This window comes from Ectothiorhodospira sp. BSL-9, from assembly GCF_001632845.1.
Classification (GTDB): Bacteria; Pseudomonadota; Gammaproteobacteria; order Ectothiorhodospirales; family Ectothiorhodospiraceae; genus Ectothiorhodospira.
This window is the reverse complement of the sequence record NZ_CP011994.1, coordinates 510,431-536,932: the sequence shown is the minus strand read 5'-3', so window position 1 is coordinate 536,932 and position 26,502 is coordinate 510,431. Positions and strand designations below refer to the sequence as shown.

General features: G+C 65.6%; 27 protein-coding genes. 15 read left to right on the top strand and 12 right to left on the bottom strand.

Annotated elements, in window-relative coordinates:
- Positions 1-145: 145 nt before the first annotated feature.
- Positions 146-601 carry a GatB/YqeY domain-containing protein gene (locus ECTOBSL9_RS02695; RefSeq protein WP_063463764.1) on the bottom strand — a complete coding sequence of 152 codons (456 nt, stop codon included), beginning with the start codon at positions 599-601 and terminating at the stop codon, positions 146-148.
- Positions 602-764: 163 nt separating this feature from the next.
- Positions 765-980, bottom strand: coding sequence for a 30S ribosomal protein S21 (rpsU, locus tag ECTOBSL9_RS02690; RefSeq protein ID WP_025282869.1), 216 nt, complete (start codon positions 978-980; stop codon positions 765-767).
- Positions 981-1,101: 121 nt separating this feature from the next.
- Here rpsU and tsaD point away from each other — a divergent pair, with 121 nt between their 5' ends.
- A complete protein-coding gene (gene tsaD, locus ECTOBSL9_RS02685) occupies positions 1,102-2,145 on the top strand; it encodes a tRNA (adenosine(37)-N6)-threonylcarbamoyltransferase complex transferase subunit TsaD (protein ID WP_063463763.1) in 1,044 nt (347 codons plus the stop codon).
- 60 nt (positions 2,146-2,205) lie between these two features.
- On the opposite strand, the gene plsY is transcribed toward tsaD, so the two are convergent.
- Positions 2,206-2,796: a glycerol-3-phosphate 1-O-acyltransferase PlsY gene (gene plsY, locus ECTOBSL9_RS02680; protein WP_063463762.1), complete on the bottom strand. Its 591-nt coding sequence runs from the start codon at positions 2,794-2,796 to the stop codon at positions 2,206-2,208.
- Between the two features lie 157 nt (positions 2,797-2,953).
- Between plsY and bioH the strand changes: the two genes are divergently transcribed.
- The 11 genes from bioH (at position 2,954) to ECTOBSL9_RS16800 (ending at position 13,277) form a co-directional block, all read left to right on the top strand.
- Positions 2,954-3,697, top strand: a complete 744-nt coding sequence (gene bioH, locus ECTOBSL9_RS02675; protein ID WP_063465968.1) for a pimeloyl-ACP methyl ester esterase BioH — start codon at positions 2,954-2,956, stop codon at positions 3,695-3,697.
- A complete protein-coding gene (gene bioC / locus ECTOBSL9_RS02670; RefSeq protein ID WP_063463761.1) occupies positions 3,690-4,550 on the top strand; it encodes a malonyl-ACP O-methyltransferase BioC in 861 nt (286 codons plus the stop codon). The genes bioH and bioC overlap by 8 nt, the downstream gene beginning before the upstream one ends.
- 227 nt (positions 4,551-4,777) lie before the next feature.
- The gene (gene ccoN / locus ECTOBSL9_RS02665) at positions 4,778-6,271 is read left to right on the top strand and encodes a cytochrome-c oxidase, cbb3-type subunit I (protein WP_063463760.1); all 1,494 of its coding nucleotides are present in this window, start codon (positions 4,778-4,780) and stop codon (positions 6,269-6,271) included.
- A 26-nt stretch (positions 6,272-6,297) separates the two neighbouring features.
- On the top strand, positions 6,298-7,032 hold the full coding sequence (gene ccoO, locus ECTOBSL9_RS02660) for a cytochrome-c oxidase, cbb3-type subunit II (protein ID WP_063465967.1): 735 nt from the start codon (positions 6,298-6,300) through the stop codon (positions 7,030-7,032).
- Between the two features lie 12 nt (positions 7,033-7,044).
- Positions 7,045-7,251 (top strand): cbb3-type cytochrome c oxidase subunit 3, encoded by a 207-nt coding sequence (locus ECTOBSL9_RS02655; protein ID WP_063463759.1) that lies wholly within the window; start codon positions 7,045-7,047, stop codon positions 7,249-7,251.
- Positions 7,248-8,183 (top strand): cytochrome-c oxidase, cbb3-type subunit III, encoded by a 936-nt coding sequence (gene ccoP / locus ECTOBSL9_RS02650; RefSeq protein WP_063463758.1) that lies wholly within the window; start codon positions 7,248-7,250, stop codon positions 8,181-8,183. The genes ECTOBSL9_RS02655 and ccoP overlap by 4 nt, the downstream gene beginning before the upstream one ends.
- 5 nt (positions 8,184-8,188) lie before the next feature.
- On the top strand, positions 8,189-9,583 hold the full coding sequence (gene ccoG, locus ECTOBSL9_RS02645) for a cytochrome c oxidase accessory protein CcoG (protein WP_063463757.1): 1,395 nt from the start codon (positions 8,189-8,191) through the stop codon (positions 9,581-9,583).
- Positions 9,584-9,611: 28 nt separating this feature from the next.
- Positions 9,612-10,436, top strand: a complete 825-nt coding sequence (locus ECTOBSL9_RS02640; RefSeq protein ID WP_063463756.1) for a FixH family protein — start codon at positions 9,612-9,614, stop codon at positions 10,434-10,436.
- Positions 10,433-12,928, top strand: a complete 2,496-nt coding sequence (locus ECTOBSL9_RS02635) for a heavy metal translocating P-type ATPase (RefSeq protein ID WP_063463755.1) — start codon at positions 10,433-10,435, stop codon at positions 12,926-12,928. The genes ECTOBSL9_RS02640 and ECTOBSL9_RS02635 overlap by 4 nt, the downstream gene beginning before the upstream one ends.
- Positions 12,925-13,122, top strand: a complete 198-nt coding sequence (gene ccoS, locus ECTOBSL9_RS16805; protein ID WP_063463754.1) for a cbb3-type cytochrome oxidase assembly protein CcoS — start codon at positions 12,925-12,927, stop codon at positions 13,120-13,122. Before ECTOBSL9_RS02635 ends, ccoS begins: the two co-directional genes overlap by 4 nt.
- Positions 13,122-13,277: a hypothetical protein gene (locus ECTOBSL9_RS16800; RefSeq protein ID WP_156500019.1), complete on the top strand. Its 156-nt coding sequence runs from the start codon at positions 13,122-13,124 to the stop codon at positions 13,275-13,277. Before ccoS ends, ECTOBSL9_RS16800 begins: the two co-directional genes overlap by 1 nt.
- 103 nt (positions 13,278-13,380) lie before the next feature.
- Here ECTOBSL9_RS16800 and rpoH read toward each other — a convergent pair whose 3' ends face one another.
- The 4 genes from rpoH to ftsY all read right to left on the bottom strand — a co-directional run bounded on the left by rpoH (position 13,381) and on the right by ftsY (position 17,333).
- Positions 13,381-14,238: an RNA polymerase sigma factor RpoH gene (gene rpoH / locus ECTOBSL9_RS02625; protein ID WP_063463753.1), complete on the bottom strand. Its 858-nt coding sequence runs from the start codon at positions 14,236-14,238 to the stop codon at positions 13,381-13,383.
- Positions 14,239-14,403: 165 nt separating this feature from the next.
- Positions 14,404-15,363: a permease-like cell division protein FtsX gene (ftsX, locus tag ECTOBSL9_RS02620; RefSeq protein ID WP_063463752.1), complete on the bottom strand. Its 960-nt coding sequence runs from the start codon at positions 15,361-15,363 to the stop codon at positions 14,404-14,406.
- The gene (gene ftsE / locus ECTOBSL9_RS02615) at positions 15,360-16,034 is read right to left on the bottom strand and encodes a cell division ATP-binding protein FtsE (protein ID WP_063463751.1); all 675 of its coding nucleotides are present in this window, start codon (positions 16,032-16,034) and stop codon (positions 15,360-15,362) included. The genes ftsX and ftsE overlap by 4 nt, the downstream gene beginning before the upstream one ends.
- Positions 16,035-16,061: 27 nt before the next feature.
- Positions 16,062-17,333: a signal recognition particle-docking protein FtsY gene (gene ftsY, locus ECTOBSL9_RS02610; protein WP_082829693.1), complete on the bottom strand. Its 1,272-nt coding sequence runs from the start codon at positions 17,331-17,333 to the stop codon at positions 16,062-16,064.
- Positions 17,334-17,700: 367 nt separating this feature from the next.
- Here ftsY and ECTOBSL9_RS02600 point away from each other — a divergent pair, with 367 nt between their 5' ends.
- The 3 genes from ECTOBSL9_RS02600 to rsmD all read left to right on the top strand — a co-directional run bounded on the left by ECTOBSL9_RS02600 (position 17,701) and on the right by rsmD (position 21,040).
- A complete protein-coding gene (locus ECTOBSL9_RS02600; RefSeq protein ID WP_063463749.1) occupies positions 17,701-19,077 on the top strand; it encodes a pitrilysin family protein in 1,377 nt (458 codons plus the stop codon).
- A gap of 95 nt (positions 19,078-19,172) precedes the next feature.
- A complete protein-coding gene (locus tag ECTOBSL9_RS02595) occupies positions 19,173-20,468 on the top strand; it encodes a pitrilysin family protein (RefSeq protein ID WP_063465966.1) in 1,296 nt (431 codons plus the stop codon).
- Complete coding sequence (gene rsmD, locus ECTOBSL9_RS02590) at positions 20,465-21,040, top strand: 16S rRNA (guanine(966)-N(2))-methyltransferase RsmD (protein WP_240481035.1); 576 nt, start codon at positions 20,465-20,467, stop codon at positions 21,038-21,040. The genes ECTOBSL9_RS02595 and rsmD overlap by 4 nt, the downstream gene beginning before the upstream one ends.
- On the opposite strand, the gene ECTOBSL9_RS02585 is transcribed toward rsmD, so the two are convergent.
- From ECTOBSL9_RS02585 to ECTOBSL9_RS02565, 5 genes are all read right to left on the bottom strand, one after another.
- Positions 21,030-21,914 carry a fructosamine kinase family protein gene (locus tag ECTOBSL9_RS02585; RefSeq protein WP_063463748.1) on the bottom strand — a complete coding sequence of 295 codons (885 nt, stop codon included), beginning with the start codon at positions 21,912-21,914 and terminating at the stop codon, positions 21,030-21,032. The genes rsmD and ECTOBSL9_RS02585 overlap by 11 nt on opposite strands.
- An 8-nt stretch (positions 21,915-21,922) precedes the next feature.
- A complete protein-coding gene (locus ECTOBSL9_RS02580) occupies positions 21,923-23,965 on the bottom strand; it encodes a transglycosylase SLT domain-containing protein (RefSeq protein ID WP_063463747.1) in 2,043 nt (680 codons plus the stop codon).
- Positions 23,966-24,119: 154 nt separating this feature from the next.
- Positions 24,120-24,701 carry an rRNA large subunit pseudouridine synthase E gene (locus ECTOBSL9_RS02575; RefSeq protein WP_063463746.1) on the bottom strand — a complete coding sequence of 194 codons (582 nt, stop codon included), beginning with the start codon at positions 24,699-24,701 and terminating at the stop codon, positions 24,120-24,122.
- A gap of 2 nt (positions 24,702-24,703) precedes the next feature.
- Positions 24,704-25,810, bottom strand: a complete 1,107-nt coding sequence (locus tag ECTOBSL9_RS02570) for a nickel/cobalt transporter (RefSeq protein WP_063463745.1) — start codon at positions 25,808-25,810, stop codon at positions 24,704-24,706.
- Positions 25,798-26,484, bottom strand: a complete 687-nt coding sequence (locus ECTOBSL9_RS02565) for a DUF1007 family protein (protein WP_063463744.1) — start codon at positions 26,482-26,484, stop codon at positions 25,798-25,800. The genes ECTOBSL9_RS02570 and ECTOBSL9_RS02565 overlap by 13 nt, the downstream gene beginning before the upstream one ends.
- Positions 26,485-26,502: the final 18 nt, after the last annotated feature.

Sequence of the window (26,502 nt, the reverse complement as noted above, 5' to 3'; positions counted from 1 at the left end):
TGGCCGCATGAGTATATGGATGCGGGACTGAATGACGACGTGGGTCAAGGGCGGTAGGGCGGTAAAAGCGGTAAAAGGGGACAGACACCTTTTCCGCGCGCCAACGGCGCGCTCATAAAAGGTGTCTGTCCCCTTTTACTCGGGCTCAGGAAAGCCTGGCCTTCACCAGTCCACTCACGGCCCCCATGTCGGCGCGCCCTTGCAGCTTGGGCTTGAGCACGCCCATCACCTTGCCCATGTCCCGTGGGGACTCGGCGCCGGTGTCGGCGATGGCGGCTTCGATGTGGTCGCGGATCTCGTCTTCGGAGAGTTGCTGAGGCAGGTAGGTCTGGATGATGTCCAGTTCGGCCTGTTCCTTTGCGGCCAGGTCTTCCCGGTTGGCGTTCTGGTACTGGCTGATGGATTCGCGGCGCTGCTTCACCATCTTGTCCAGGGCGGCCAGGATCTGGGCGTCGTCCAGTTCCGCGCGGGTGTCCACTTCCAGTTGCTTGATGGCGGCCTGGATGAGTCGCAAGGTGCCCAGACGGGGCTTGTCGCCGCTGCGCATGGCGGCCTTGGTGTCTTCGGTGAGGCGGGTCTTGAGGGGGGCGGCTTGGGTCATGGGTGTCGGTTACCTGGGCCGGCGCTGGACCTGTTCGCCGGCTGGCGACCGCACGACCGGGAATAGGTCAGGGGCGAGGCCCTACTGAGGGATGCATTGACCAGGTCATGGCACCCCGCGCCAACGGGAGGCGGGCGCGGGGCTGGAATCTGTGCGGATGGCCTTAGTACAGGCGTTCGCGACGACCGATTTCCTTGGACAGACGCTTCATCTGACGCTTGACCGCGGCAGCAGCCTTGCGCTTGCGCACTTCGGTCGGTTTTTCGTAAAACTCGCGGCGACGGACTTCCGTGAGCACGCCGGCTTTTTCGCAGGTACGCTTGAAGCGGCGCAGGGCCACCTCAAAGGGTTCGTTCTCTTTTACTCGTACATGAGGCATAGGGTCACATTACCGTTGTTCGGTTCCAGTATCGGGTTCAGGGCAAAGCCTCTCCACCTCCGGCGGAGAATCCAGCATTATAGTGGCCTTCCCGTCAAAATCCAAAGCCCTTAACAATAAAATGATTTTATCCACCGAATCCGCCCCCGCCCGGGATCTTTGCGTGCTGGGCATCGAGACCTCCTGCGACGAAACCGGGGTGGCCTTGTTCCATACCCGTCGGGGGCTTTTGGCCCATGCGCTGCACAGTCAGGTGGCCATGCATGCCGAGTATGGCGGCGTGGTGCCGGAGCTGGCATCGCGGGATCACGTGCGGCGGGTGCTGCCGTTGCTGCGTCAGGTGATGGACGAGGCGGGGGTGAGCGCGTCCCAGGTGGACGGGGTGGCCTACACCGCTGGGCCGGGGTTGTTGGGGGCGTTGCTGGTGGGGGCGTCGGTGGGGCGCAGTCTGGCCTGGGCCTGGGGCGTGCCGGCGGTGGGGGTGCATCATATGGAGGGGCATCTGCTGGCGCCGCTGCTGGAGGATCCGGCGCCTGAGTTTCCGTTCGTGGCGCTGCTGGTGTCCGGCGGCCATACGATGCTGGTGGATGTGCAGGGGGTGGGGCGGTATCGCATCCTGGGGGAGAGCCTGGACGATGCCGCCGGCGAGGCCTTCGACAAGACGGCCAAGCTGCTGGGTCTGGGCTATCCCGGCGGCCCGGCGCTGGCGCGACTGGCGCAGCAGGGGGATCCGGGTCGGTTCCGGTTCCCGCGACCCATGACGGATCGGCCGGGGCTGGATTTCAGTTTCTCCGGGTTGAAGACGCATGCCTTGACCACGTTCCGGGATACACCGCCGGACGATGCCCTGGCGGCGGATGTGTCCCGTGCCTTCGAGGATGCGGTGGTGGATACGCTGATGATCAAGTGTCGGCGCGCGCTGCGGGAGACGGGGGTGCGTCGTCTGGTGGTGGCCGGCGGCGTGGGCGCCAACCGGCGGTTGCGGGCGGCGTTGGCTTCGATGGCCGAGGCGGAAGGCGGAGCGGTGTTTTATCCGCGCATCGAGTTCTGCACCGATAACGGCGCCATGATCGCCCTGGCGGGTGCCTTGCGGCTGGCCGCGGGGGAGTCCGCCGGGCCGGAGATCGAGGCCCGGGCGAGATGGTCGATCGAGGAGCTGCGTTGAAGGAGAGTGCCCGCCGCCGTAAAAAGGTGTCTGTCCCCTTTTTACGGCGGCCTTTTTACGCTACTTCTGCCCGATTTTTGGCTCCGTCCCTGCCAGGATGCGCTGGATGTTGCTCCAGTGACGCCAGTACAGCAGGATCATCATGATGCAGCCGGTCATGGTGAGCCAGAAGTCTCCCAGGATGATGGCGATCCAGATGGGGGTGAGGGTGGCGGCTACCAGGGCGCCCATGGAGGAGATGCGGCTGATGCCGGCGGCGAGCAGCCAGGTGACCAGGGCTGCGACGCCTACGGCCCAGTGCAGGCCCAGCAGCACGCCCAGGCCGGTGGCCACACCCTTGCCGCCCTTGAAGCCGTGGTAGGCCGGGAACAGGTGCCCCAGGAAGGCGGCCAGGGCCACAAGGGCCAGCGCCAGACCGGATAGGCCGAATGCCTGGGCGATCAGTACCGGTATCAAGCCCTTGAGCAGATCGCCCGTCAGGGTGATGATGGCGGCCTTTTTGCCGCCGGAGCGCAGCACGTTGGTGGCGCCGGGGTTGCCCGAGCCCTGGGTGCGGGGGTCGGGCAGGCCCAGGAGCTTGCAGGTGATGATGGCAGTTGATAATGAGCCGATCAGGTAGGCGGCGATGATCAGGATAATCTGGATGATCATGATGAAACGGTATCCTTGCGGCCGGGATCCGGTGGGCGATCTGGATGTGGGGGGATCATAACCGATGCAGGCGGGAGTTCTAAAAGGAAAAAGGGGACAGACACCTTTTCCGCGCGCCGATGGCGCGCCTGGAAAAGGTGTCTGTCCCCTTTTTACGCTGATCCATGGCTGGGGGCTTAACGCCGGGGTGTGGGATGATCTGGTGCCGGCGCTGGAGGGCGATGCTCAGGTGCTGGCGGTGGACCTGCCCGGGCATGGGCGATTGGCCGGGGAGGGATGTCTTGGAGAGCTGGATGATGTGGCCGATCGGGTGGTGGCCACGACAGCCCCGTTGACGGATTCCCACGATTCCGGCGCTCTCACCTTGATCGGCTGGTCCCTGGGCGCCCTGGTGGCCATTCGCGCGGCGACGCGTCATCCCGACCGGGTGGGAAAGGTCATTCTGGTGGCCGGCACGCCCCGGTTTGTGCAGGGTGAGGGTTGGCCCCATGCCATGCGGGCGCCAGTGCTGGATGCCTTTGCCCAGGGGCTGGCGGCCAACTACCGCTCCACGTTGAACCGCTTTCTGGCCCTGCAGTTTCATGGGCTGGATAATGCCCAGGACGCCCTGCGGGGTCTGCGCGCCCGGTTGCTGGACAGCCCGCCAGCGGAGCAGGCGCTTCACGAGGGACTGGAGTGGCTGCGTCGGTGCGATCTGCGCGACGAGCTGGCGGCCCTGGACTGCCCGGTGCATGCCATCCTGGGCGAATATGACACCCTGGTGCCCTCGGGCGTGGGTGAGCAGCTGCGGGCCCTGCGGCCCGGAATGAAGACCCCCGTGATCGAGCGGGCCGGACATGCGCCGTTCCTGTCCCGGCCCCAAGCCTTTGAAGAGACCCTGCGGAGCCTTTTGCATGACTGATGCCTCACCCTATCGCCTGGACAAACGGCGGGTGCGTGCCACCTTCGACCAGGCGGCGGCCTCGTATGACGAGGCGGCGGTGCTGCAGCGGGAAGTGTGTTCGCGGCTGCTGGAGCGTTTGCAGTGGGTGAAGCTGAATCCGTTGCGGGTGCTGGATGCCGGGGCGGGGACCGGACAGGGGGCGCACGGGTTGCGGCGGTTGTACAAGGGCAGTCGGGTGGTGGCCCTGGATCTGTCGCCGGCCATGTTGCGACTCACGGCCAAGGGGGCCGGCTGGTGGCGCAGGCCGGGGCTGGTGTGTGCCGATGTGGAATCCCTGCCCTTCGCGGATGCCAGTTTTGACCTGATCTTCTCCAGCCTGACGGTGCAGTGGTGCAATGATCTGGATCGGGCCCTGGCGGAGTGTCGGCGCGTGCTCTCGCCCCAGGGGCTGTTGATGTTCACCACGTTGGGGCCGGACACGCTGGTGGAGCTGCGTCGGGCCTGGGAGGCGGTGGATGGTCGCGCTCACGTGAATGCCTTCATGGACATGCACGATATTGGCGATGCCCTGGTGCGGGCGGGTTTTGCCGATCCGGTGATGGATGTGGAGCGGATGACGGTGACGTATCCGGATGTGCGGGGCTTGATGCGGGATCTGAAGGCGATCGGGGCGACCAATGCGTTGTCGGGGCGAGGGCGGGGGCTGACCTCGCCGGGCCGGTTGCGGGCGCTGGAGAAGGCCTATGAGGAATACCGGCAGGAGGGGCTGTTGCCGGCCAGTTATGAGGTGGTGTACGGCCATGCCTGGGTGCCGGATGCGCCAGCGCCGAGCGGATTGCCGGAGGGGATGATTCCGATTCGGGCGGGGTGAGGCAAAAAAGGGGACAGACACCTTTTCCGCGCGCCAACGGCGCGCCCGGAAAAGGTGTCTGTCCCCTTTTTTGTGCATCACCTCAGCTTTTACCCCCATCAATTCCGCTTGTTCGCTTTCATTAATTCCTTGGATTAAAGTCAGGTTTTGCCGGCGGCCTTGAGCGGTCGCAATTTTCCACGGAAAGGTCTATACCTTTTCCAAGGGAATTCATAAGAGACCAGATCATGGCCCAGTCGAGCACCGCAGATGCAGCACGGCCAAGCGCGCCGGTTGCCCCCTCCGAGCAGTACAACTACGCCATCGTCAAGAAGTTCGCCATCATGTCGCTGGTCTGGGGCGTGCTGGGGATGGGCGTGGGGGTGTATATCGCCGCGCAGCTGGCGTTCCCGTTCCTGAACTTCGATATCGCCCAGATCAGTTTCGGGCGCTTCCGGCCGGTGCATACCACCCTGGTGATCTTCGGTTTTGGCGGCAACGCCCTGTTTGCCACCTCGTATTACGTGGTGCAACGCACCTGCCAGACGCGACTGTTCGGTACCCGATTGGCGGAGTTCACCTTCTGGGGATGGAATGCGGCGGTGTTCCTGGGGGCGATCACCTACATGGCGGGCTTCACCCAGGGGCGGGAATACGCCGAGTTCACCTGGCAGATCGACATCCTCATCACCGTGGTCTGGGTGGCCTATTTCCTGGTCTACCTGATGACCCTGCTGCGCCGCACCCAGCCGCATATCTATGTGGCCAACTGGTTCTTCATGGCCTTCATCCTGGCCACGGCCATCCTGCATATCTTCAATAACCTGGCAGTGCCGGTGAGCCTGTTCAGCCTGGAGTCCTACTCCCTGTTCTCGGGGGTGCAGGACGCCATGACCCAGTGGTGGTACGGCCATAACGCCGTGGGCTTCTTCCTCACTGCGGCCTTCCTGGGGATGATGTATTACTTCGTGCCCAAGCAGGCGGGTCGGCCCATCTATTCCTACCGGCTGTCCATCGTGCACTTCTGGGCGCTGGTGTTCCTGTACATGTGGGTGGGGGCGCACCATCTGCACTGGACGGCCCTGCCGGACTGGGTGACCACCCTGTCGGCCACCTTCTCCATCCTGTTGCTGCTGCCCTCCTGGGGCGGCATGATCAACGGGGTGATGACCCTCTCGGGGGCGTGGGACAAGCTGCGCACCGACCCGATCATGCTGTTCATGATCACCTCCCTGTCCTTTTATGGCATGGCCACCTTCGAGGGGCCGATGATGTCCCTCAAGAGCGTGAATGCCCTGTCCCATTACACAGACTGGACGGTGGGGCATGTGCATTCCGGGGCCCTGGGCTGGGTGGCCATGATCACCTTCGGCTCCCTGTATCACCTGATCCCGCGCCTGTGGGACACCAAGCTCTACAGCATTCGCCTGGTGTATGTGCACTTCTTCCTGGCCACCATCGGCATCGTGCTCTACATCGTCGCCATGTGGGTGGCGGGTATCGGTCAGGGCCTGATGCTGCGGGCCTTTGATGAGTTCGGCAACCTGTCCTACACCTTTATCGAGACGGTGGTGTTCCTGCATCAGCCCTATGTGGTGCGTGCCATGGGCGGTGGCTTGTTCCTGGCCGGGATGTTGCTGATGGCCTTCAACATCTACAAGACCGTCATGCCCGCGCATCGCGCGTTGAAGGCAGCGGAGTCACGGACTGCGGGTGGCGCTGCAGCCACTGCCCGAGCCTGATCAGGGAGCCATAAGCAGCCATGAAGATGAAGCACGAAACCATCGAGACCAATGCAGGCCTGCTGGTCATCCTCACCCTGATCGTGATCAGTATCGGCGGCCTGGTGGAAATCGTCCCCCTGTTTTACATCGACGACACGGTGGAGGAGGTGGACGGGGTGCGCCCCTACACGCCGCTGGAGCAGCGGGGGCGGGATATCTATGTGCGCGAGGGGTGCTACAACTGCCATTCCCAGATGGTGCGGCCCTTCCGGGACGAAATGCTGCGTTATGGGCACTATTCCCTGGCGGCGGAGTCCATGTATGACCATCCCTTCCAGTGGGGTTCCAAGCGTACGGGGCCGGACCTGGCCCGGGTGGGCGGCAAGTATTCCAACGAGTGGCATGTGCGCCACCTGATCGACCCGAAATCGGTGGTGCCCGAGTCCATCATGCCGGGTTATCCCTGGCTGGCCCGTCGGGACCTGGCCTACGACGACATCGAGCAGCGCATGCGGGCCCTGAGGCGCGTGGGCGTGCCGTATTCCATCAATGAGGAGGAATTCGAGGCCAACGTGGAGCGCTTTGGCGAACAGACCGCGCGCATGCTGCACATTGATGATGCCCGGGAGAACCTGGAGGCCCAGGCGCGCCGGGGCAACTATGATGGCGATCCGTCGCGGATCACGGAGATGGATGCCATGGTGGCCTATCTGCAGATGCTGGGCACGTTGGTGGATTTCAGTCAGTACGACGAGGGTTACTTCGTCGAATTTCGATGATGGGGTGTTGACGTGGCGGATCTCTGGCTTTGGATCACGGACCTGGGCAACAGCAAGATTGTGGCGCTGTTGCTGTTCTTCAGCACCTTCGTGGGCATCCTCATCTATCTGTTTTCCAGTCGCAGTCGTTCGGAGCGTCTTGAATCCTATCGTTACATTCCCCTTGACGATGAGGACACGCCTCAAGAACCCGACCAGGACAGGAAGGACCGGCCATGAGCGAATCCGGACAAAAACCTGAAGACCGCCCCGGCCAGGGCGTGCCGACCACCGGCCACACCTGGGACGACGACCTGCGCGAGTACGACAACCCGTTGCCCCGCTGGTGGCTGTGGGGCTTTTACGCCACGGTGGTGTTCTCCCTGATCTACTGGCTGCTGTATCCGGCCTGGCCGGTGGCCGACACCTTTACCAAGGGATTGAGCACGATCACCTTTGAGGTGGACGGCGAGGAGCGAAGCACCCACTGGAACAGCCGTGCCCTGCTGGTGCGGGACATGCAGACCAGTGATTCTGCGGTGCGCCAGCGTGAGTTCTTGCAGGTGATTGACGATAGCACCCTGGACGAGGTGCTCGGCGATACCAACAAGCTGGCCTTCGTGAACTCCTATGGCCGGGGGATGTTCGGTGACTTTTGCGCCGCCTGCCATCAGACCGGCGGGGCGGGGCTCATGGGTGTGTATCCCAACCTGGCCGACGATAACTGGCACTGGGGCGGGGATGTGGAAACCATTGCCCAGACGATTTCCCACGGGCGACTGGGGTTCATGCCCGATTACCGGGACACGCTGGATGAGCAGCAGCGGGACGCTGTGGCGGCCTATGTGCTGAGTCTGGCGGGGTATGAGGGGGATGCCGAGAAGATCGCCCGGGGCGGGGAGATCTACCAGGGCCACGAGGGGGGCTGCCACGCCTGCCATCGGCCCGATGGCACCGGCTTGCGCTCCCAGGGCGCGCCGGATCTGACCAACGATATCTGGCAGAACATTGATGTGCGTGGCGCCGAGGATGATGCGGCCCGCCGTGCCCTGATCAGTCAGTTGGTTTACGAGGGGGTGCGCCAGGAGATGCCGGCCTTTGGTGATCGTCTCTCCGATGCCGAGATCAAGGTGCTGGCCACCTATGTGCACCAGTTCGGGGGTGGTCAGTAGCGCGCATGCCCGATAGTCAGTACCAGGCCCGTATTCCCATCTACCCCCGGGCCGTCAAGGGGCGTTTCCGCAACCTGAAATGGGGCGTGCTCGCCCTGGCCTACGGGGTGTACTTCCTGCTCCCCTGGCTGCGCTGGGAGCGTGAGCACGCGGCCAACCAGGCGGTGCTGTTCGATATTCCCGGACGCCGTTTCTACCTCTTTGACCTGCTGGTGCACCCCCAGGACATCTTCTGGCTGGCGGCACTGCTGATCATCCTGGCCTTGCTGCTGTTCATGGTGACGGGCATCGCGGGACGGGTGTTCTGCGGCTATTTCTGCTTTCAGACCCTGTGGACCGACGTGTTCATGCTCATCGAGCGCTGGCTGCAGGGGGATCGGGCGGCGCGCATGCGACTGGCCGAACAGGGCGGCCCCCGGGCCACGGCGCTCAAGGGGGCCACCCATGGGCTGTGGCTGTTGGTGGCCTTTGCCACCGGGCTCACCTTTACCTTGTACTGGGCCAATGCCCCGGACCTGGTGGTGGCCTTCTTCACCGGGCAGGCGGCGTTTGCGGCCTATGCCACCACTGGGTTTCTCACCGTCACCACCTACCTGCTGGCCGGCCTGCTGCGCGAGCAGGTGTGCACTTACATGTGCCCGTATGCCCGCTTTCAGAGTGTGATGTTTGATAAGGACACCCTGATCGTGTCCTACGATGCCGACCGGGGGGAGGGGGCTCAGGGTCGGTCCAGGCCGGTGCGGGGCCTGCGCACGCGCGATGAGCGTGAGGTCAAGGGGGTGGGTGACTGCATCGATTGTGGCTATTGCGTGCAGGTGTGCCCGGTGGGCATCGATATCCGTGACGGGCTGCAGTACCAGTGCATCCACTGTGCCCTGTGCGTGGATGCCTGCGACACGGTGATGGATGGTATGAAATGGCCCCGGGGGCTGGTGCGCTATACCTCGGAGAATGCCCTTGAGGGGCGGCGCACCCGGTACTTCAAGCCCAAGACCCTCGGATATGCAGCGCCGCTGGTATTGATCACGGTGTTGCTGGTGTGGGGCATCGCGCATCAGACGCCGCTGGATGCCTCGGTGAGCCAGGTGCGCCAGCCGCTGTTCGTGCAGCTATCGGATGGCTCCATCCAGAACAGTTATGAGATTCGGGTGCACAACAAGGCCCAGCATCCGGTGGTGCTGGAGTTGAGGCTCACCGGGCTGGACGGGGCGGAGCTGGATACGGGCCGCATCGATCAGCTCAGCCTGATGCCGGAGCAGCGCACCACGTTGCTGGCCAGGGTGCGTTACGACGTGCCGGCAGGAGCGCCACGCCAGCAGGGGGTTGCGTTCGAGCTGGTGCCGGTGGAGCCGGAGGGGATGGATGTGGTGCGGGTGGAGTCGCAGTTCATTTTGAGATGAAACAACTTTTCTGCAGGTAAACGCCATCATGGATCCACTCGTTCTCACTCTTGGCCTGGGCGTACTCGCCGGGATCATCCTGTTCTTCGTGCTCTACCGCTTTACCCGACTGCGGGCCTACCAGACATCCCTGACGGTGCTGGTGTTCACCATGCTGGTGTTCATCCCCATCTCGGTGGTCTTCTGGCCCGGGGCGGATGTGTTTGCCATCCATCTGGCCTTCTATGTGATCACCCCCTACGGCCTGGGCATCATCATGAACCAGATCGAGGGCCAGGCGGGTCGGGGTGAGAAGGTGGGGCGACTGCAGGTGCACTGGGCGCCGGCGACCATCATCGGCTTTTTCCTGGTCATCGCCACGGTCAACGGCATCCTGGTGACCGTGGCCCACCAGGGGATGCCCAGTAACCTGGTGGGGCGCATCCTGCCGGAGCCGCGCAGCGGCGCTGAGCACGTGACCTCCTTCTTCCCGGGGACCGCTGCCCATATCTCCCACAAGAACCAGGCCCTGGCTCAGGAATACATGCAGCAGGCCAAGGTGCAGGCCGAGCGGGGCTGGCAGGTGCGTCAGGGTTGGCTGGAGGCACCCCGGCTGGATGAGGCCAGCACCTTCCAGGTGAAGGTGACCGACCGGGAGGGTGAGCCGGTGCGCCGGGCGCAGATCGTGGGGGAGTTCATGCGGCCATCCGATGAGCGCATGGATCAGGTGTTCGAGATGCATGAGGTGGGGCCGGGCCTGTATCAGACGCAGTTGCGCTTCCCGGCCCCGGGTCGCTGGGATCTACTCCTGCAGGTGTACCGTGGTGAGGAGCTGCATGAGCAGCGGGGCGTCACTTCCGTGAGGGAAGGGTGACCCGGGAAGCTTGTTACCACTGCGGCCTGCCGGTCCCCCGGGGCAGCGCATTTCGTCGGGTGGTGCTGGGGGAGGAGCGGGCCTTTTGTTGTCCGGGTTGCCTGGCGGTGGCCGGGGCCATCGTCGAGGCCGGTCTGGAGGATTATTACCGGCATCGCACCGAGACCCCCGACGGCCCGCCGGACCCGCTGGCGCCCCTGGCCGGTCTGGATCTTTACGACACCGAGCAGGTGCAGCGCAGCTTTGTGCATGTGGCCGAGGGAGATGTGCGCGAAGCCTCGCTGATGCTGGAGGGCATTACCTGTGCCGCCTGTGTGTGGTTGAGCGAGCGCCACGTGAAGGCCCTGCCCGGGGTGCTGGACTTCTCGGTGAACTATTCCACGCATCGGGCGCGGGTGCGCTGGGACACCAGCCGGGTTCAGCTTAGCCGAATCCTTCAGGCCGTCCATGAGATCGGTTACCGGGCCCATCCCTTTGACCCGGGGCGTCAGGAGGCCTCGTTCAAGCGGGAGCGGGACCGGGCCCTGAGGCGCCTGGCGGTGGCGGGGCTGGGCATGATGCAGGTGATGATGATCGCCGTGGCCCTGTGGCTGGGGCATGGCGCGGCGGGTCAGGAAGACATGATGCACTTCCTGCGCTGGGTGGCCCTGTTCATTGCCACGCCGGTGGTGGTGTATGCCGGCGCCGGCTTCTTCACCTCGGCCTGGCGGGATGTGCGCCAGCGTCGCTTGGGGATGGATGTGCCGGTGGCCCTGGCCATCGGTTCCACCTATCTGGCCAGTGTGTGGGCCACGGTCACCGGCAGCCATGAGCATGTGTATTTCGAGTCGGTGACCATGTTTGTCTTCTTCCTGCTCACCGGGCGTTACCTGGAGATGGCGGCGCGCCAGCGGGCCGGTCAGGCCACGGAGGCCCTGGGGCGGTTGTTGCCGGCGGTGGCCACGCGCCTGACCGACACGGGCGAGGAGCAGGTGCCGGTGACGGAGCTCTCTCCGGGGGATCGGGTGCGCATACGCCCCGGGGAGCCGGTGCCCGCCGATGGGGTGGTGGAGTCCGGGCGTTCCAGCGTGGATGAATCCCTGCTGACGGGGGAGAGCCTGCCCCGGGCGCGGGGCAGGGGTGATGGGTTGACCGGGGGCACGGTGAATGTGGAAAGCCCACTGGTGATGCGGGTGGAGCAGGTGGGCGCCGACACGGTGCTCTCGGCCATCCAGCGCCTGCTGGACCGCGCCCAGACCCAGAAGCCCCGCCTGGCGGTGATGGCCGAGCGGGGCACGGGCTGGTTCGTGGGGACGGTGCTGGTGCTGACGGCCCTGGTGGGCCTGGTGTGGTGGTGGTGGATCGACCCGGCCCGGGCCTTCTGGGTGATGGTGGCCATGCTGGTGGTGAGCTGCCCCTGCGCCCTGGCCCTGGCCACGCCGGCAGCGATCACGGCGGCGACAGGGGCGTTGACTGGTCGGGGGTTGCTGACGGCCCGGGGTGAGGCCCTGGAGGGGCTGGCCAGTGTGACCGACATGGTGTTCGACAAGACGGGCACCCTGACCGAGGGGCGGCTGAGTGTTCGGGATGTGGAGGTGCTGGGGTCGTTGGATCGCAGCGGTTGTGTGCAAATGGCGGCGGCGCTGGAGGTGGGGTCGGGACATCCGGTGGCGCGGGCGTTGGTGGAAGCGGCGGAAGGCGAACGTGCGTGGGAGCGGCCCCTGGCCGCGAAGGGGGAGGCACCGGAGGATGATGGGCCCCGGACGTTCCCGGGTCTGGGTGTGGAGGGCTGGGTCCATGGCAGACGGGTCCGCCTTGGCAGTCCCCGCTTTGTGGCCGAACTGGTCAGCGGCGAGGCAGGGGGCCACCTTCTTGACATGGCCCGCCAACACGCCCACCACGGCACCGTCATCGCCCTGGGTGACGAGTCCGGCCCCCTGGCCCTGTTCACCCTGGAGGACCGGCTGCGCCCGGATGCCTTGTTCACCGTGCAGGCCCTGAAGGAACGCGGCCTGAATCTGCATGTCTTCTCGGGTGATGACCCGGTTACCGTGAGACGTCTGGCCCGGGAACTGGGTATCGACGATGCTCGGGGGGGGCTCACGCCCGCCGACAAGCTGGAAGCGCTGGAGGCCCTGGAGGCGGAGGGTGCCCGTGTGGCCATGGTGGGTGACGGGGTCAATGACGCGCCGGTGCTCTCCCGGGCCACGGTATCGGTGGCTATGGCCGGGGGCACGCAGCTGGCACAGGCCAGTGCCGACATGATCCTCTACCGGGATCAGCTGGCGGTCCTGCCGGCGGGCCTGGACAAGGCCCGGGAGACGAGCAGGGTGATCCGCCAGAACATCGGCTGGGCCATTGGCTACAATTCCATTGCATTGCCCGTGGCAGCGGTGGGGCTGATCACCCCCTGGATTGCGGCGCTGGGGATGTCCCTGAGTTCGCTGCTGGTGGTGGTGAATGCCCTGCGGTTGCGTGACCAGGGCCTGACGGGCGGGAGTGACGGCACATGAACATTCTGTATCTGCTGATCCCCTTGGGGATCATCTTCATGGCAGTGATCCTGGCAGCCTTCCTGTGGACGGTGCGCGCCGGGCAGTACGACGACATGGAGGGTCCGGCCCACCGGATCCTCATGGATGACGATGATCCCAGGATCCCGCGTCGGGATCCGGCATCGCGAGAACAGCACGAGGAGGACAGGTGATGATCGACAGGTTGAATGAGTGGATCGCGGCGGTTCGCCGACTACCGGTGCTCCGGCACCCCATGTTCAGTTTCGAGAACGGCGCCATGACCTTTGTGGTAGCCCTGGTCATCCTGGCCTGGCTCAGCTTTTTCTCGGTGATCCTGCTGGGATAGGAGCAAAAAGGGGACAGCAAAAAGGGGACAGACACCTTTTCCGCGCGCCGATGGCGCGCCTGGAAAAGGTGTCTGTCCCCTTTTTGCTCCCCTTTTTGTGCCTTTACGCGGCCATCGCCTTGCGTAGCTTGCCGATGGCGTTGTTTTCCAGCTGCCGGATGCGTTCGGCGGATACGCTGTATTCGGCGGCCAGTTCGTGCAGGGTGGCCTTGTCTTCGGCCAGCCAGCGGCGGGCCAGGATCTGGCGGCTGCGGTCGTCCAGGGCCTCCATGGCCTGCTGCAGGCGGGTGTGGTGGTAGCTGTCCCAGTCGCTGCGTTCCAAAGCCTGGGCCGGATCGTCGGTCTGGTCGGTCAGGGACTCCGAAGGGGGCAGGTAGGGGGTGTCTTCGTCCCGGGGTTCCGGGTCGAAGCTCATGTCCTGGCCGGCCATGCGCGATTCCATCTCCATGACCTCGCGGGGGGTGACGCCCAGGTCCCGGGCCACGGTTTCCACTTCACTCTGATTGAACCAGCCCAGGCGCTGCTTGGCGCTGCGCAGGTTGAAGAACAACTTGCGCTGCGCCTTGGTGGTGGCCACCTTGACGATGCGCCAGTTGCGCAGCACGAATTCATGGATCTCGGCCCGGATCCAGTGCACGGCGAAGGAGATCAGGCGCACGTTCATCTCCGGATCAAAGCGCTTCACCGCCTTCATGAGGCCGATGTTGCCCTCCTGAATCAGATCGCCCAGGCCCAATCCGTAACCGGAATAGCCCCGCGCGATATGCACCACGAACCGAAGGTTGTGCATCACAAGGGTACGCGCAGCCTCCAGGTCCTGGTGGTCGCGCAGGCGACGGGCCAGGGCCTTCTCGTCATCGGCCTCCAGAACGTGCAACTGGCCGACCGCCTGAATGTAGCTTTCCAGGTTGCCGACCGGTACGGCCAGATTGTCTTTTGTGGCGACTAGCGCGGTGTTCATCGTTGGCGTCCTCCCCATTCCTGCTGGAATGTCGTGATTTTAGCAGTCTGCTCGTTGGAGTGCTAAGGGGGAGTGGAGTTCCTGACGCAAAAAAGGGGACGGACACCTTTTCCGCGCGCCAGTGGCGCGCACAGAAAAGGTGTCCGTCCCCTTTTTTGTGTCCCTTCAGGAGGGCTCGATGTCGCGGAGGTGGCGGCCTACGGTGACCCAGGAGCCGGCCAGGCCGAGGATGGCGCCGGTGGCGAGGAGGGTGAGGGTGTCGGGGGCGGTGAGGCCGCGGATGCCGAACTGACCGCCGTAGAGGGCGGCCAGGTCCTGGACCGGGGGGGTGAGGAGGAGGCGGGTGATGGCAACGATGAGCAGGGCGGTGAGGGCGCCGCCCAGGCCCAGCCAGAGGCCGCCGTACAGGAACGGGCGGCGGATGAAGGCGTCGGTGGCGCCCACCAGTTTGGCTACCTCGATCTCCTCGCGACGGCTCTGGATGTCCAGACGGATGGTGTTGCCCACCACCAGGATCACCCCCAGGCCCAGCAGCAGGGCCAGGATGAGGGTGGTGCGTTCCAGGGTTTCCATGATGGCGTACAGGCGCTGCACCCACTGCATGTCCAGGCTGGCGCTGTCCACCTCGGCCAGTTCGTTCAGGGATGCCACCAGGGCTTCCAGATTGGCCGGGGATTGGGTGTCCAGGGCCGGAGTGATCAGGATGACGGCCGGCAGCGGATTCTCCCCCAGGGCATCCACGGCGTCGCCAAAACCGGAGTGGGCGCGGAATTCCTCCAGGGCCTGATCGCGGGTGATGCCTTCGGTGGCGGCCACGTCGGATCGCTGGGCCAGACGGGTGGCCAGGGCCGGGACGTCCTCATCCGCCACGGATGACTCCAGGAACACGGAGATCTGCGCGCTGCGATCCCACTGGGGGGTGACCTGCTGCAGGTTGGCCAGGATGAGATACAGGATGCTGGGCAGGGTGAGCGCAATGGCGATCACCATCAGGGTGAGCAGGCTGGAGAACGGGGCCCGGTAGAGCTTGCCCAGGCTGAACACCAAGGCCCGCAGATGATTGATGCCGTAGGCCTGGAAGCGGGCATGCATGGTGGGCCGGCTGAGACGACGGCGCGACCTCATGCGGGCTCCGGCTGGCGCTGCAGCTGCAAACGCCCCTCATGCAGTCTCACCATGGGCTTGCCCAGGCTGGAGATGAGTTCCAGGTCGTGGCTGGCGATCATCACCGTGGTGCCCACCTGGTTGAAGCGGATGAACAGCTCCATGATCTCCCGGGACAGGTCCGGGTCCAGATTGCCGGTGGGTTCGTCGGCCAGCAGGATGGCCGGTTTATGCACCACGGCCCGGGCGATGCCCACCCGCTGCTGCTCTCCGCTGGAGAGGGTGATGGGCGCGGCGCCTTCCTTGTGCAGCAGGCCAACCCGGTCCAGGGCGGCCCGGGCGCGGCGGGCGATCTCGTGCTGTCGGTAGCCCTGGATCACCAGCGGCAGGGCCACGTTGTCGAAGACGCTGCGATCGTGCAGCAGGTGGTGATCCTGGAAAATGATGCCGATCTGGCGACGGAAGTACGGCACCTGCCGGGGAGCGAGGTCGGCCAGGTCCTGATCGTTGACGATGAGCCGGCCGCGGGTGGGCCGCTCGATCAGGGCGATCAGCTTGAGCAGGGTGCTCTTGCCGGCTCCGGAGTGGCCGGTGAGAAAGGCCATGGCGCCCTTGTCCAGCTTGAGATTGATGCGGGACAGGGCCTCATGGCCGGTGGGATAACGCTTGGTGACGTTCTTCAGGTGGATCATGGATTGGGGGTGGCGCCGGGGGCGCCGTCACTCCTTCTGAGCGCCATCCGACAGCAATGCCCGGGCAAAGTCCTTGGCGTCGAACTCGCGCAGATCCTCGATGCTTTCCCCCACGCCGATGAAGCGCACCGGGATGCCCACCTTCTGGGCCATGGCAAACAGGATGCCGCCCTTGGCGGTGCCGTCCAGCTTGGTGACGGCAATGCCGGTCACACCCATGGCCAGGTCGAAGTCCTGGGCCTGGTTGAGGGCGTTCTGGCCGGTGCCGCCGTCCACCACCAGCAGGATCTCGTGGGGGGCTTCCGGTTCCAGGCGCTGGATGACCCGTTTGACCTTCTTGAGTTCGTCCATGAGATTGGTCTGGGTGTGCAGCCGACCGGCGGTGTCGGCGATGAGCACGTCCATGCCGCGGGCCTTGGCGGCCTGCACGCCATCGTAGATCACCGAGGCGGAGTCGGCGCCCTTGCCCTGGGAGATCACCGGGGCCTGATTGCGTTCGCCCCAGGTCTGCAGCTGTTCCACGGCGGCGGCACGGAAGGTGTCGCCAGCGGCCAGCATCACCGACAGGCCCTGGGACCGCAGGCGGTGGGTAAGCTTGCCGATGGTGGTGGTCTTGCCGGAGCCGTTGATGCCCAGCACCAGGATGACGTAGGGCTTGTGGTCACGGTCGATCTTCAGGGGCGCCTGTACCGGCTCGAGCACGTCCACCATGGCGGCTTCAAGGGCCTTGACCAGGGCCTCGGCATCTTTGAGTTCCTTGCGGGCCACCCGGGTGGTGAGGTTGTCCAGGATCTCTTCGGTGGCCTCGATGCCCACGTCGGCCATCAGCAGGCGGGTTTCCAGTTCCTCCAGTAGTTCATCGTCGATGGCCTTCTTGCCCATGACCAGTCCGGCCATGCCCTCGGTGAGGGTGGAGGATGTCTTGGACAGCCCCTTGCGCAGGCGAGAGAAGAGGCCGGACTTGCTGGTGGGGACTTCTTCCCCGGTGGCGGGCTTGGCTTCCTCGGTCTTTGAGGGCTGAGGAGGCTGGGCCTGGGGGGAGGCAGTCTTGTTGAGTTCCGGCTTCGCGGCCGGGGGCTGCTCCCGCCGTGCTTCGGGGGGGGGGCGGGCTGGGCCTGGGCTGTGGCGGCCTTGCTGGGCTCCGGCTTCGTGGCCGGGGGCTGCTCCCGCGGCGCTTCGGGGGGCTTGGCGGGCTGGGACTGGGGTGCGGCGGCCTTGTTGGGTTCCGGCTTCGCGGGCGGGAGTTGCTCCCGGGGGGTGTCGGGTGGGGACGTGTGGGAGCGGCCCTTGGCCGCGAATGGAGAGGCACCAGAGGACGATGGGGCTTCGGCCTTCGCGGTCGACGGCCTGGTTTCCGCAGCCTTTGTGGGCTGGGGTGGCTGGGCCTCGGGCTTGGCGGCCTTCGCGGACTCCGGCTCCGGCCTGGGCGCATCCTTAGCTCCCGGACCGGCCTTGTCCCGTCTGGGAGACCTGATACTCTCGGGGGCCTCGATGATCTCCAGGGCCTCGAAGCTCTCGCCTGCCTCGGAAGGCTTGGGGGCCTCGGAAGGCTTCGGAGCCTGGGTGGGCTCTGCGGGCTTTTTCTTTTTTCGGAAACCGAACATGGGTTGAGAAGGTCTATGGTGATCGAGTTGCCACATCCTACCACTGAGGAACGTCTGCCGAAATGAAACAGAAGGCCCTGCTGCTTTGCTTTGCACTGCTCCTGTTCGGCAATGGCCCCGCGCTGGCCGAGTCAGGGAGCGACGTCTTTGAATATGAGCTGGACAACGGCATGAAGGTGCTGGTGCGCCCCGACACCCGGGCGCCCGTGGTGTCATCCATGGTCTGGTATCGGGTGGGTTCGAGTCATGAACATGGAGGCATCACCGGGATCTCCCACGCCCTGGAGCACATGATGTTCAAGGGCACCGAGGACTACCCCGCCGGGGAGTTCTCCCGCATCATCGCCGAACTGGGGGGGCGCGAGAATGCCTTCACCAGTCGCGACTACACCGCCTACTTTCAGCAACTTGCGGCCGACCACCTGGACCGGGCCCTGGAACTGGAGGCGGACCGGATGCAGAACCTGGCCCTGCCCGAGGATGAGTTCATCCAGGAGATGCGGGTGGTGCGCGAGGAGCGCCGGCTGCGCACCGAGGACAACCCCAATGCCCTGACCCGGGAGCACTTCAATGCCACCGCCTGGCTCAACAGCCCCTATGGCATTCCAGTGATCGGCTGGATGGTGGATATCGACGAATACACCGTGGCCGACCTGCGCGACTGGTATGACCGTTGGTATGCCCCCAATAACGCCATCCTCGTGGTGGTGGGGGATGTGGAACCCGACCGGGTGCACGAGATGGCCAAGGCCCGTTTCGGCGACATCCCCGCCCGGGACCTGCCCCAGGTGAAATCCCGCACCGAGACCCGCCAGTTGGGTGAGCGGCGCATTACCGTGAAGGCCCCGGCCCGGGTGCCGCAGTTGCTCATGGGTTACAAGGTGCCGGTACTGCTCACGGCTGAAGAGTCCTGGGAGCCCTATGCCCTGCTGGTGGCCGCCGGCGTGCTGGATGGCGGCGAGAGTGCCCGCATTCCCAGGGAACTGGAGCGGGAGCGGGAACTGGTGGCCTCTGCCGGGGTGAGCTACACGCCGTTCTCGCGTCTGGACAACCTGTTCACCGTGCGTGCCACGCCCTCTGCCGATGCGGATCGGGACGAGGTGGAGCAGGCCCTGATCGAGGCCCTGGAGCGACTCAAGGACGAACCCATCAGCGAGTCGGAACTGGAGCGGGTGAAGGCCCAGGTGGTGGCAAGGGATGTGTACCGCCGGGATTCCATCCAGGGTCAGGCCATGCAACTGGGCATGCTGGAGAGCGTGGGGTTGTCCTGGGAGGAGGGTGAGCGTTTCGCCGAGCGGGTGAGGGCGGTCACGGCCGAGCAGGTACAGGAGGTGGCGCAGCGCTATTTCGACCCGGATCAACGCACCGTGGCCTGGCTGGACCCACAGCCCATCGATCCGGATGATCCGCCGGGCTACTTCGAAGGGCATCTGCGGTGAGGTGGAAGATGATGACTGGATTGTTGATGGTGAAGGGGGAATCGATTGTGGCTTCGACATTCGCGGCCGAGGGCCGCTCCCACGAGTGGAAAGGCATGGTGGTGGCCTTGGCACTGGTGCTTGGGCTCCCGGCGGGGGCCGTGGCGGGTGAGAGTGACATCCAGCACTGGGAGACCGACAACGGGTTGAAGGTGTATTTCGTGCCCGCGCCGGCCCTGCCCATGGTGGATATGCGCCTGGTGTTCCATGGGGGAAGTGCGCGGGATGGAGATCAACCCGGCCTGGCGCGGCTCACTAACAGCCTGCTTTCCGATGGGGCTGCGGACTGGGATGCGGATGCCATCGCTGAGCGTTTCGAGGGCGTGGGTGCCCAGTTCAGCAGCGACTCGCAGCGGGACATGGCCACGGCCTCGCTGCGCACCCTGACCGAGGCAGACTGGATGGAGACGGCGGTGGAGACCTTCGTGACCACCGTGAGTCAGCCCCGTTTCGAGCAGCGCGGGCTGGACCGGGCCCGGCGTCAGGCCCTGGTGGCCCTGCAGGCTCAGGAGCAGAACCCGGGGGCGATTGCCCGGCGCACCTTCTTCGAGACGGTGTACGGCGATCATCCCTATGCAGGCATGCCCATCGGCACCCAGGAAGGGCTTGAGTCCGTGACCACGGATGACCTGAAGGCCTTCCATGAGCGCTACTACGTGGCCCGCAATGGCGTGCTGGCCCTGGTGGGGGGGCTGGATCGGGAACAGGCCGAGGCGGTGGCCGAGCGGGTAGCCGCGGCCCTGCCCGAGGGTGAACCGGCCCCGGCCCTGCCGGAGGTGGAGCCCCTGGAGTCCGCCGAGACGGTGCGGGTGTCCTTCCCCTCCGAACAGGTGCATGTGTTCATGGGGCAACCCGGGATGGCCCGGGGGGATGCGGACTATTTCCCGCTCTATGTGGGCAACCACCGTCTGGGTGGCAGCGGGTTCACCTCGCGCCTTGTGGATGAGGTGCGCACCCAGCGGGGCCTGGCCTATAGCGTGTTCAGCCACTTCTCGCCCATGTCCCAGGCAGGGCCCTTCATCATGGGTGTGCAGACCCAGGTGGACCAGGCGGACGAGGCCATTGGCGTGATACGCGACACCCTGGAAGACTTCGTGGCCGAGGGCCTGGATGAGGATGAGCTGAACGCCAGCGTGCGCAATATCGTGGGCGGGTTCCCGCTCCGTACGGCCAGTAACTCCGGCATCCTGGATCATGTGGCCATGATGGGGTTCTATGGTCTGCCCCTGGATTTTCTGGACACGTTCACCGATGAGGTGGAGGCCCTGACGCCCGAGCAGGTGAACGAGGCCTTTGCCCGTCGGGTGGACCCGGAGCGCCTGGTCACGGTGATTGTTGGAGGCGAGGGTTGAGGGGTGCGCCGCGCCGGGGGGCCCCCGGGCGGCTGCGGATCATCGGCGGGCAGTGGCGCAGCCGCCGCCTGCCGGTGCCCCATGCCCCCGGTCTGAGGCCCACGCCGGACCGGGTGCGCGAGACCCTGTTCAACTGGCTGCAACCGATATTGCCCGGGGCCCGTTGCCTGGATCTGTTTGCCGGCTCAGGGGCCCTGGGCTTTGAGGCGGCCTCGCGAGGGGCCGCCCGGGTGGTGATGGTGGAGCGGGATGCCCGGCTGGCGGCCCATCTGCGTGAGCAGGTGGCTACCCTGGGCGCGGAGCAGATCCAGGTGCAGGCGCGGGATGGGCTGGGGTATCTCAGGCAGTGCGATGAGGGGTTTGATCTGGTGTTTCTGGATCCTCCCTATCGCACGGGGCTGTTGGTGGAGTCCATCGAGGCCCTGGAGCGCCCTGGGCTATTGCGCCCGGGTGCGCGGGTGTATCTGGAGCACGAGTCGGATGTGTCGGAGTTGGTGTTGCCCGTTGGCTGGGAGGTGCTGCGGGAGACCCGGGCAGGGGAGGTCAGGGGGGTGTTGGTTCTTATCCCTTAACCTCCGCCAGTAGCCGCCGTGCCAAGCGCTCCGACTGACCCGCATAGCCCCCACCGAACAGATTGAAGTGGTTCAGCAGGTGGTACAGGTTGTACAGATCCTTCCTCACCCCATAGCCCGCGTCCCGTTGCCACGTGGCGTCATAGGCTGCGTAGAAATCCCGGTCGCAACCGCCGAATAACTCCGTCATGGCCACGTCCGTCTCCCGGTCCCCGTAGTACACCGCGGGATCGAAGATCACCGGGTTCCCCTGGGCGTCCGAGTCGTGATTGCCGCCCCACAGGTCACCGTGCAGCACCGAGGCTTGTGGCCGATAGTCCGTGAAGAAGGCCGGCAGGGATGCCATCAACTGTTCCACGGCTTCCAGCAGGGTCCGACCGGCGCCCTGGTCGCGCGCACGGCCCAACTGATAGCCCAGGCGGTGCTCACGCCAGAAATGCACCCAGTCGTCGCTCCAGGTGTTGATCTGCGGGGTGCTGCCGATGGTGTTGTCCCGGTGCCATCCATGGCGGGGCTGGATATGCTGGTGCAACCGGGCCAGTTGCTCCCCGAAGGCCTGGGAGTTGCGCGGCCCGCCCAGGGGGATGTGTTCCATGATGAGATAGCTGCGTCCGTCAGTGATGCCATGGCACACGGGCGTGGGGACGCGGATCTCTCCGGGTTCTCCCAGGGCGTGCAGGCCTTCGGCCTCGGCGGCGAACATGTCCTCCAGTTCCGGGCGGTTGAGCTTGACGAAGAAGCTGCGCCCGTCCTTGCCTTCCAGCACGGCCGCCTCGTTGATGCAGCCGCCGCCGGCCCCGCGGTAGTTCTTGAGGGTGAAGCTCTCGCCGCTGGCTTGAGTGATCTGGTTGGATAGGTTCTGCCAGAGGGTCATTTGTATCCTCACAAACAGGGGTTTTCGGTGTACCCCGGCGCATCACAGATCTCCGTGAGCGGCTGGCTCAGGTTGTCGCTACCGGACCAGCGGGTCTGGTGCAGGATCTGGGACTCACTCAATTGCGAGCGGGGGGTCACCGGGGGCAGCAGGCTGCTCAGTGTGGTGGGGTTGAGGCCCATGCGCACCTCGTAGATCACCTGATAGGCCAGTACCCGGCGCACATAGTCGCGGGTCTCATGGAAGGGGATCAGTTCGGCCCACACATCGGCGGGCAGGGCTTCTTCGGGCAACCAGCTGCGCACCCGGCCGGCACCCGCGTTGTAGGCGGCGGTGGAGAGCATGGGGTGACCACCAAACCCTTCAAGATTGCGCTTGAGGTAGTAGGTGCCAATGCTCACGTTGATGCCGGGATCCAGTAGTTGCAGGCTGTGGTCGATGCTCAGGCCCACATTGGGGGCCATGGAGCGACCGGTGGCGGGCATGATCTGCATCAGGCCCAGGGCCCCGGCGTGGGAGCGGGCATCTTCCATGAAGGCGCTTTCCTGGCGGGCCACGGCCATGGCCCAGGCGGGGTTGATGCCCTGCTCCGAGGCCTTTTCGGTGATCAGCCGGGTGTGCACCAGGGGGAAGCGCAGGTCGATGTCGTCAAAGCGCTGGGCCCGGGCCGCGGCAAAGATGGCCCGGTCGTGCCAGCCCTCGCCCCGGGCCAGGATGGCGGCGGCGGCCAGGTCGTCGCCTTCCAGTTGGTTCTGCAGGTGGAACCACTCCCGGCGAGCGTCGATATGGCGCCCCAGGGCGCGCAGTTCCATGGCGCGACGCAGGGTGTCGTTCCGGGCGATGTCCTGCAGACGACCGGATTCCACGTCCAGCGGGCGGTGGCCGATGCGATACGGGGCATTGATGCGGTCGGCGGCGAGAAAGCCATAGAAGTTGCGGCTCTCGGCCACCTGCGTGTACAGGGCGCGGGCACTCCTGTCGTCGCCCATCTGTTCCAGCGCACGGGCATGCCAGTAGCGCCATACGTCCTCGTCCCGGCTCTCGGGCGACATGTGGGTGATGGTCCGGGCCACGGTCTCCCAGTCCTGACCCGCCAGGGCGGCGCGGGCCTGCCATTGCCGGAGTGTGTCGTCAAACACGGCATGGGAAAGGGAAGCCAGATGGGGCAGGGCATCCTGACGTTCCCGCACGGCCAGCCGCAGGGCGATGAAGCGCTGGGTGTCCAGGGCGTCCTGGCGGCTCAGTCCCCAGTCGGAATCCGAGCTTTCCCAGACTTCCAGCGCTTCTCGAGGATCACGGCGGGTCAGACGATTGAAGGCGTGGGTGATGATTTCGCTGGCGCGGGGATGGGTGTCGGCCCGCCACTCAATGTCCCTGATGCGTTTGGGGTCCTCGTGCAGGGAGATCCAGCGGTTGGCCCAGGTGCGGTCTTCTTCCGGCATATAGCGGCGCAGATACCGGGCCAGACCGGGCTGGCCGGCTTCCATGGCCAGGCTGAAGCGGCCCCAGGCAAGTTCAGGGGTGAGGCGGTCGGCGTCGCGCCAGGCGTTGAAGATGGGGTCGCAGGCGTCGGGCTGTGATCGCCCCACCAGCCAGAGGTCTTCCACGCCTTCCAGGGCGCGTTGGCGCTGCCCTGTCCTGAGCAGGGCCGTGTGATGGTGGCAGGTGAGGGTGGTGCCCAGCCCCTCACGGTAGTGTTCCCGATAGGTTGTCCAGTCTTCATCCCGGGCCAGTTGCGTGAGCCAGCGGATCTGCAGACGGCGCCCCGGAGGGGTGTCGCCCCAGCGCTCCAGGAACTGTTCCACTTCGTCGGGGCGAAGCTGCGAGAAACGTTTGTTCAGATCAGCATGCAGCAGGTAGGGCAGCAGGGGGTAATCCTGGAGAGCCTTGACGCCACTCTGGAAGGCCTGGCGGTCGCCGCGGTTCAGGGCCGATTCGGCGCGCTCGAAGGCGGCGCGCTCGGCGGTGGTCCCGGAGGTGAGGGCCGTTGCCATTCCCGGCAGCAAGAGCAGGACCGGAATAAGCAGGCCGGCCAGTCGGATCGATGACATCAATAAATCCCTCCCGGGTAGGTGCCCGGTTCACTTCAATGACTGACTTTAAGACCGTGATGCAAGTTCCTGCAACAGAGATCACTGTGGAAGCGGCCCTTGGCCGCGAATGGCGGTGTCTTGGGATGCCTGCGATACCACGGGTGATGCCGGATCAAAGGTACAGGGCATACCATGCCCCCGGCTCCAGGCCATCCAGCGTCCATGACCCCACACGGTAACGGATCAGTCGCAGGGTGGGGTGACCGACGGCGGCGGTCATGCGTCGCACCTGGCGGTTGCGGCCCTCCGAGAGGGTGAGTTCCACCCAGGCGGTGGGGATGTGACGGCGCTCGCGGATGGGTGGGTCACGGGGCCAGAGACTGGCGGGTTCGTCCATCAGCCGGGCGCGGGCGGGTTGGGTGAGGCCGTCACGCAACTCTACCCCGTCGCACAGGGCCCGCAGGGCGGTCTCGTCCGGGATGCCCTCCACCTGGGCCCAGTAGGTCTTGCTCATGGCGTGATCCGGGTGGCTGATGCGCGCCTGAAGCTGGCCGTTGTCGGTGAGCACCACCAGACCCTCGCTGTCCCGATCCAGGCGGCCAGCGGCATACACCCCGGGCACGGGGATGAAGTCGGCCAGGGTCTTGCGGCCCTCCTTGTCGGTGAACTGGGTGAGCACGTCGAAGGGCTTGTTGAACAGGATGACACGCGCCGGCTCCTTGCCCGAGTCCCTGGGGTTGCGGGAGCGGGTCATGGCTAGAGTCCCATGGGGTGTGGCACGCGGGTGGTGAAGCTGCCCAGGAACAGGATCAGTCCCATGCCCAGGATGAGCATCCCGCCCAGCAGGCCCACACCGTGGGCGGCGAGTTGCGTTTTGATGCCCAGGCCGCCGGAGAGTCGCGTGGCCAGGGTACGGGCCTGCACGGCCATGATGGCCAGGATGGACACGGTAATGGCCGTGCCCACGGACATGGCCATCACGGCGGCGATGCCGGCGGTCCACAGGCCCATGATATGGGCCACGACCAGGACCAGGATGGCCCCGGTACAGGGACGGATACCCACGGCCGCCACTGTGGCCACCATGGCCCAGACGCTGTCGGCGCGGGCAGCCTGGCCCGGGTCCACGTGATGGGCGCAGCCGCAATGGGCGCCGTGTTCGTGATGGGCTGCATGGCCGTTCATGGACGGTGCGAGGGGGGCGGGCGCCCCCTGCTGAGACGGCGCCGCCGTGAACACCGGCGCGGCGCCTACTGCGGGGGAAAGTGTGGGCACGGGGTGACGGCGTCGCTCCCGGGCGATGCGGATCAACTGCCGGACTGCCCGCAACATGAGCCAGGCCCCCAGCAGGGCCACCAGGGCGAAACTGGCCTGTTCCAGCGCCGGTGCCTGGCCCATGGCATCCCGCGCTGTGCGCCCGACGATGAACAGGACGGTGGCCACGGCGATCACCGCGGTAAGCCCCTGCATCAGGGCGGCGGCGAAGGACAGCGTGAGTGCGCGTCGCAGGTGCTGTCGGTGGGTGAGCAGATAGGTGGTGATCACCGCCTTGCCATGCCCGGGGCCGGCGGCGTGAAAGATGCCGTAGAGAAAGCTGATGAGGATCAGCGCGCCGGCATTGGCCGCAGTGGGGGCTTCCTGCAGGGTCTCCATGCCGTCGGCCAGCTGGCGATGCAGGGCTCGTTGCTGGGTGATGGTCCAGGCAACGAAGCGGTCCAGGAGGCTGTCGGCCTGGGTGGCCTCTGCCGGGGTTTCCTGGCTCTGCTGGCTTTCCTGGGCCGGGGCGCCGCCGGTGAGTGGGGAGGCTGTGGCAGGTCCGGGGATGAGCAGGGTGGCGATGAGGAGGATGATCAGCGGGAACATTCGATGGTCACCCGTTCAGCAAAATGTTTACCCATGTTGGGGTCGCCCTGCTGGTCGTAGTCCAGCATGGCGGCCCGGGCCACCATGGCGGGGTCGGGGCGGGGGACGCGCAGGTCCATGTCGCAGCGCTCGGAGCCGCCCTCCAGGTGGATGCCGCCACTCTCGGCATGCAGGATCTCGATGAAGTAGGTGGGGTCGAACACCGCATACTTCAGGGGGGCATCGGCGGGGTCCAGCGGTTGCTCGAAGCGGAGCGTGAAGCTCAGTTCCAGGCGACGCTGTTTCTGAACCAGTCGGGGATCTTCCGCCCTGGCGTCCTGGATGGCGGTGTCGCCATGGTGGATCTCGGTGAAGTAATGATAATCGCTCAGGTTCTTGATGATCTGCCGGGCGATGCTGTCCAGCTGTTCTTCCTGGGTGTCGCCGCTGGCGTCCTGGGCCATGTCGTCCAGCAGGAAGGTGCTGTAGAAGGGGTCCATGAGCCAGGCCTGGCGCAGCTGGGTGATGTGGCCATCCTCATTGAAGACGGCGCTGACCTGCAGGTCGATCCAGGCATGGGGGTGGCTGTGGGCCGGGGCCGCCCAGAGCAGGGTGAGCAGCAGGGCGAGCACCACTGCCCGGCGAAGGGGGCGTGTGCATTGTCCGGTGCTGGCGGTATGGGTGTGTAGGTCCATGGTCTCCACGCGTGACGA

Bases quoted from the DNA above. Each gene is read 5' to 3' on its own strand.
- ECTOBSL9_RS02565 (WP_063463744.1), bottom strand. From the start codon at position 26,484: ATGGACCTACACACCCATACCGCCAGCACCGGACAATGCACACGCCCC.
- ECTOBSL9_RS02695 (WP_063463764.1), bottom strand. From the start codon at position 601: ATGACCCAAGCCGCCCCCCTCAAGACCCGCCTCACCGAAGACACCAAG.
- tsaD (WP_063463763.1), top strand. From the start codon at position 1,102: ATGATTTTATCCACCGAATCCGCCCCCGCCCGGGATCTTTGCGTGCTG.
- ftsE (WP_063463751.1), bottom strand. From the start codon at position 16,034: ATGATCCACCTGAAGAACGTCACCAAGCGTTATCCCACCGGCCATGAG.
- ccoN (WP_063463760.1), top strand. From the start codon at position 4,778: ATGGCCCAGTCGAGCACCGCAGATGCAGCACGGCCAAGCGCGCCGGTT.
- ECTOBSL9_RS02585 (WP_063463748.1), bottom strand. From the start codon at position 21,914: ATGACCCTCTGGCAGAACCTATCCAACCAGATCACTCAAGCCAGCGGC.
- ccoO (WP_063465967.1), top strand. From the start codon at position 6,298: ATGAAGCACGAAACCATCGAGACCAATGCAGGCCTGCTGGTCATCCTC.
- ECTOBSL9_RS02575 (WP_063463746.1), bottom strand. From the start codon at position 24,701: ATGACCCGCTCCCGCAACCCCAGGGACTCGGGCAAGGAGCCGGCGCGT.
- ECTOBSL9_RS02595 (WP_063465966.1), top strand. From the start codon at position 19,173: ATGGTGGTGGCCTTGGCACTGGTGCTTGGGCTCCCGGCGGGGGCCGTG.
- ECTOBSL9_RS02570 (WP_063463745.1), bottom strand. From the start codon at position 25,810: ATGTTCCCGCTGATCATCCTCCTCATCGCCACCCTGCTCATCCCCGGA.
- ccoS (WP_063463754.1), top strand. From the start codon at position 12,925: ATGAACATTCTGTATCTGCTGATCCCCTTGGGGATCATCTTCATGGCA.
- ECTOBSL9_RS16800 (WP_156500019.1), top strand. From the start codon at position 13,122: ATGATCGACAGGTTGAATGAGTGGATCGCGGCGGTTCGCCGACTACCG.
- ccoP (WP_063463758.1), top strand. From the start codon at position 7,248: ATGAGCGAATCCGGACAAAAACCTGAAGACCGCCCCGGCCAGGGCGTG.
- ECTOBSL9_RS02640 (WP_063463756.1), top strand. From the start codon at position 9,612: ATGGATCCACTCGTTCTCACTCTTGGCCTGGGCGTACTCGCCGGGATC.
- rpsU (WP_025282869.1), bottom strand. From the start codon at position 980: ATGCCTCATGTACGAGTAAAAGAGAACGAACCCTTTGAGGTGGCCCTG.
- ftsX (WP_063463752.1), bottom strand. From the start codon at position 15,363: ATGAGGTCGCGCCGTCGTCTCAGCCGGCCCACCATGCATGCCCGCTTC.
- bioC (WP_063463761.1), top strand. From the start codon at position 3,690: ATGACTGATGCCTCACCCTATCGCCTGGACAAACGGCGGGTGCGTGCC.
- ccoG (WP_063463757.1), top strand. From the start codon at position 8,189: ATGCCCGATAGTCAGTACCAGGCCCGTATTCCCATCTACCCCCGGGCC.
- ECTOBSL9_RS02600 (WP_063463749.1), top strand. From the start codon at position 17,701: ATGAAACAGAAGGCCCTGCTGCTTTGCTTTGCACTGCTCCTGTTCGGC.
- ECTOBSL9_RS02580 (WP_063463747.1), bottom strand. From the start codon at position 23,965: ATGTCATCGATCCGACTGGCCGGCCTGCTTATTCCGGTCCTGCTCTTG.
- rpoH (WP_063463753.1), bottom strand. From the start codon at position 14,238: ATGAACACCGCGCTAGTCGCCACAAAAGACAATCTGGCCGTACCGGTC.
- plsY (WP_063463762.1), bottom strand. From the start codon at position 2,796: ATGATCATCCAGATTATCCTGATCATCGCCGCCTACCTGATCGGCTCA.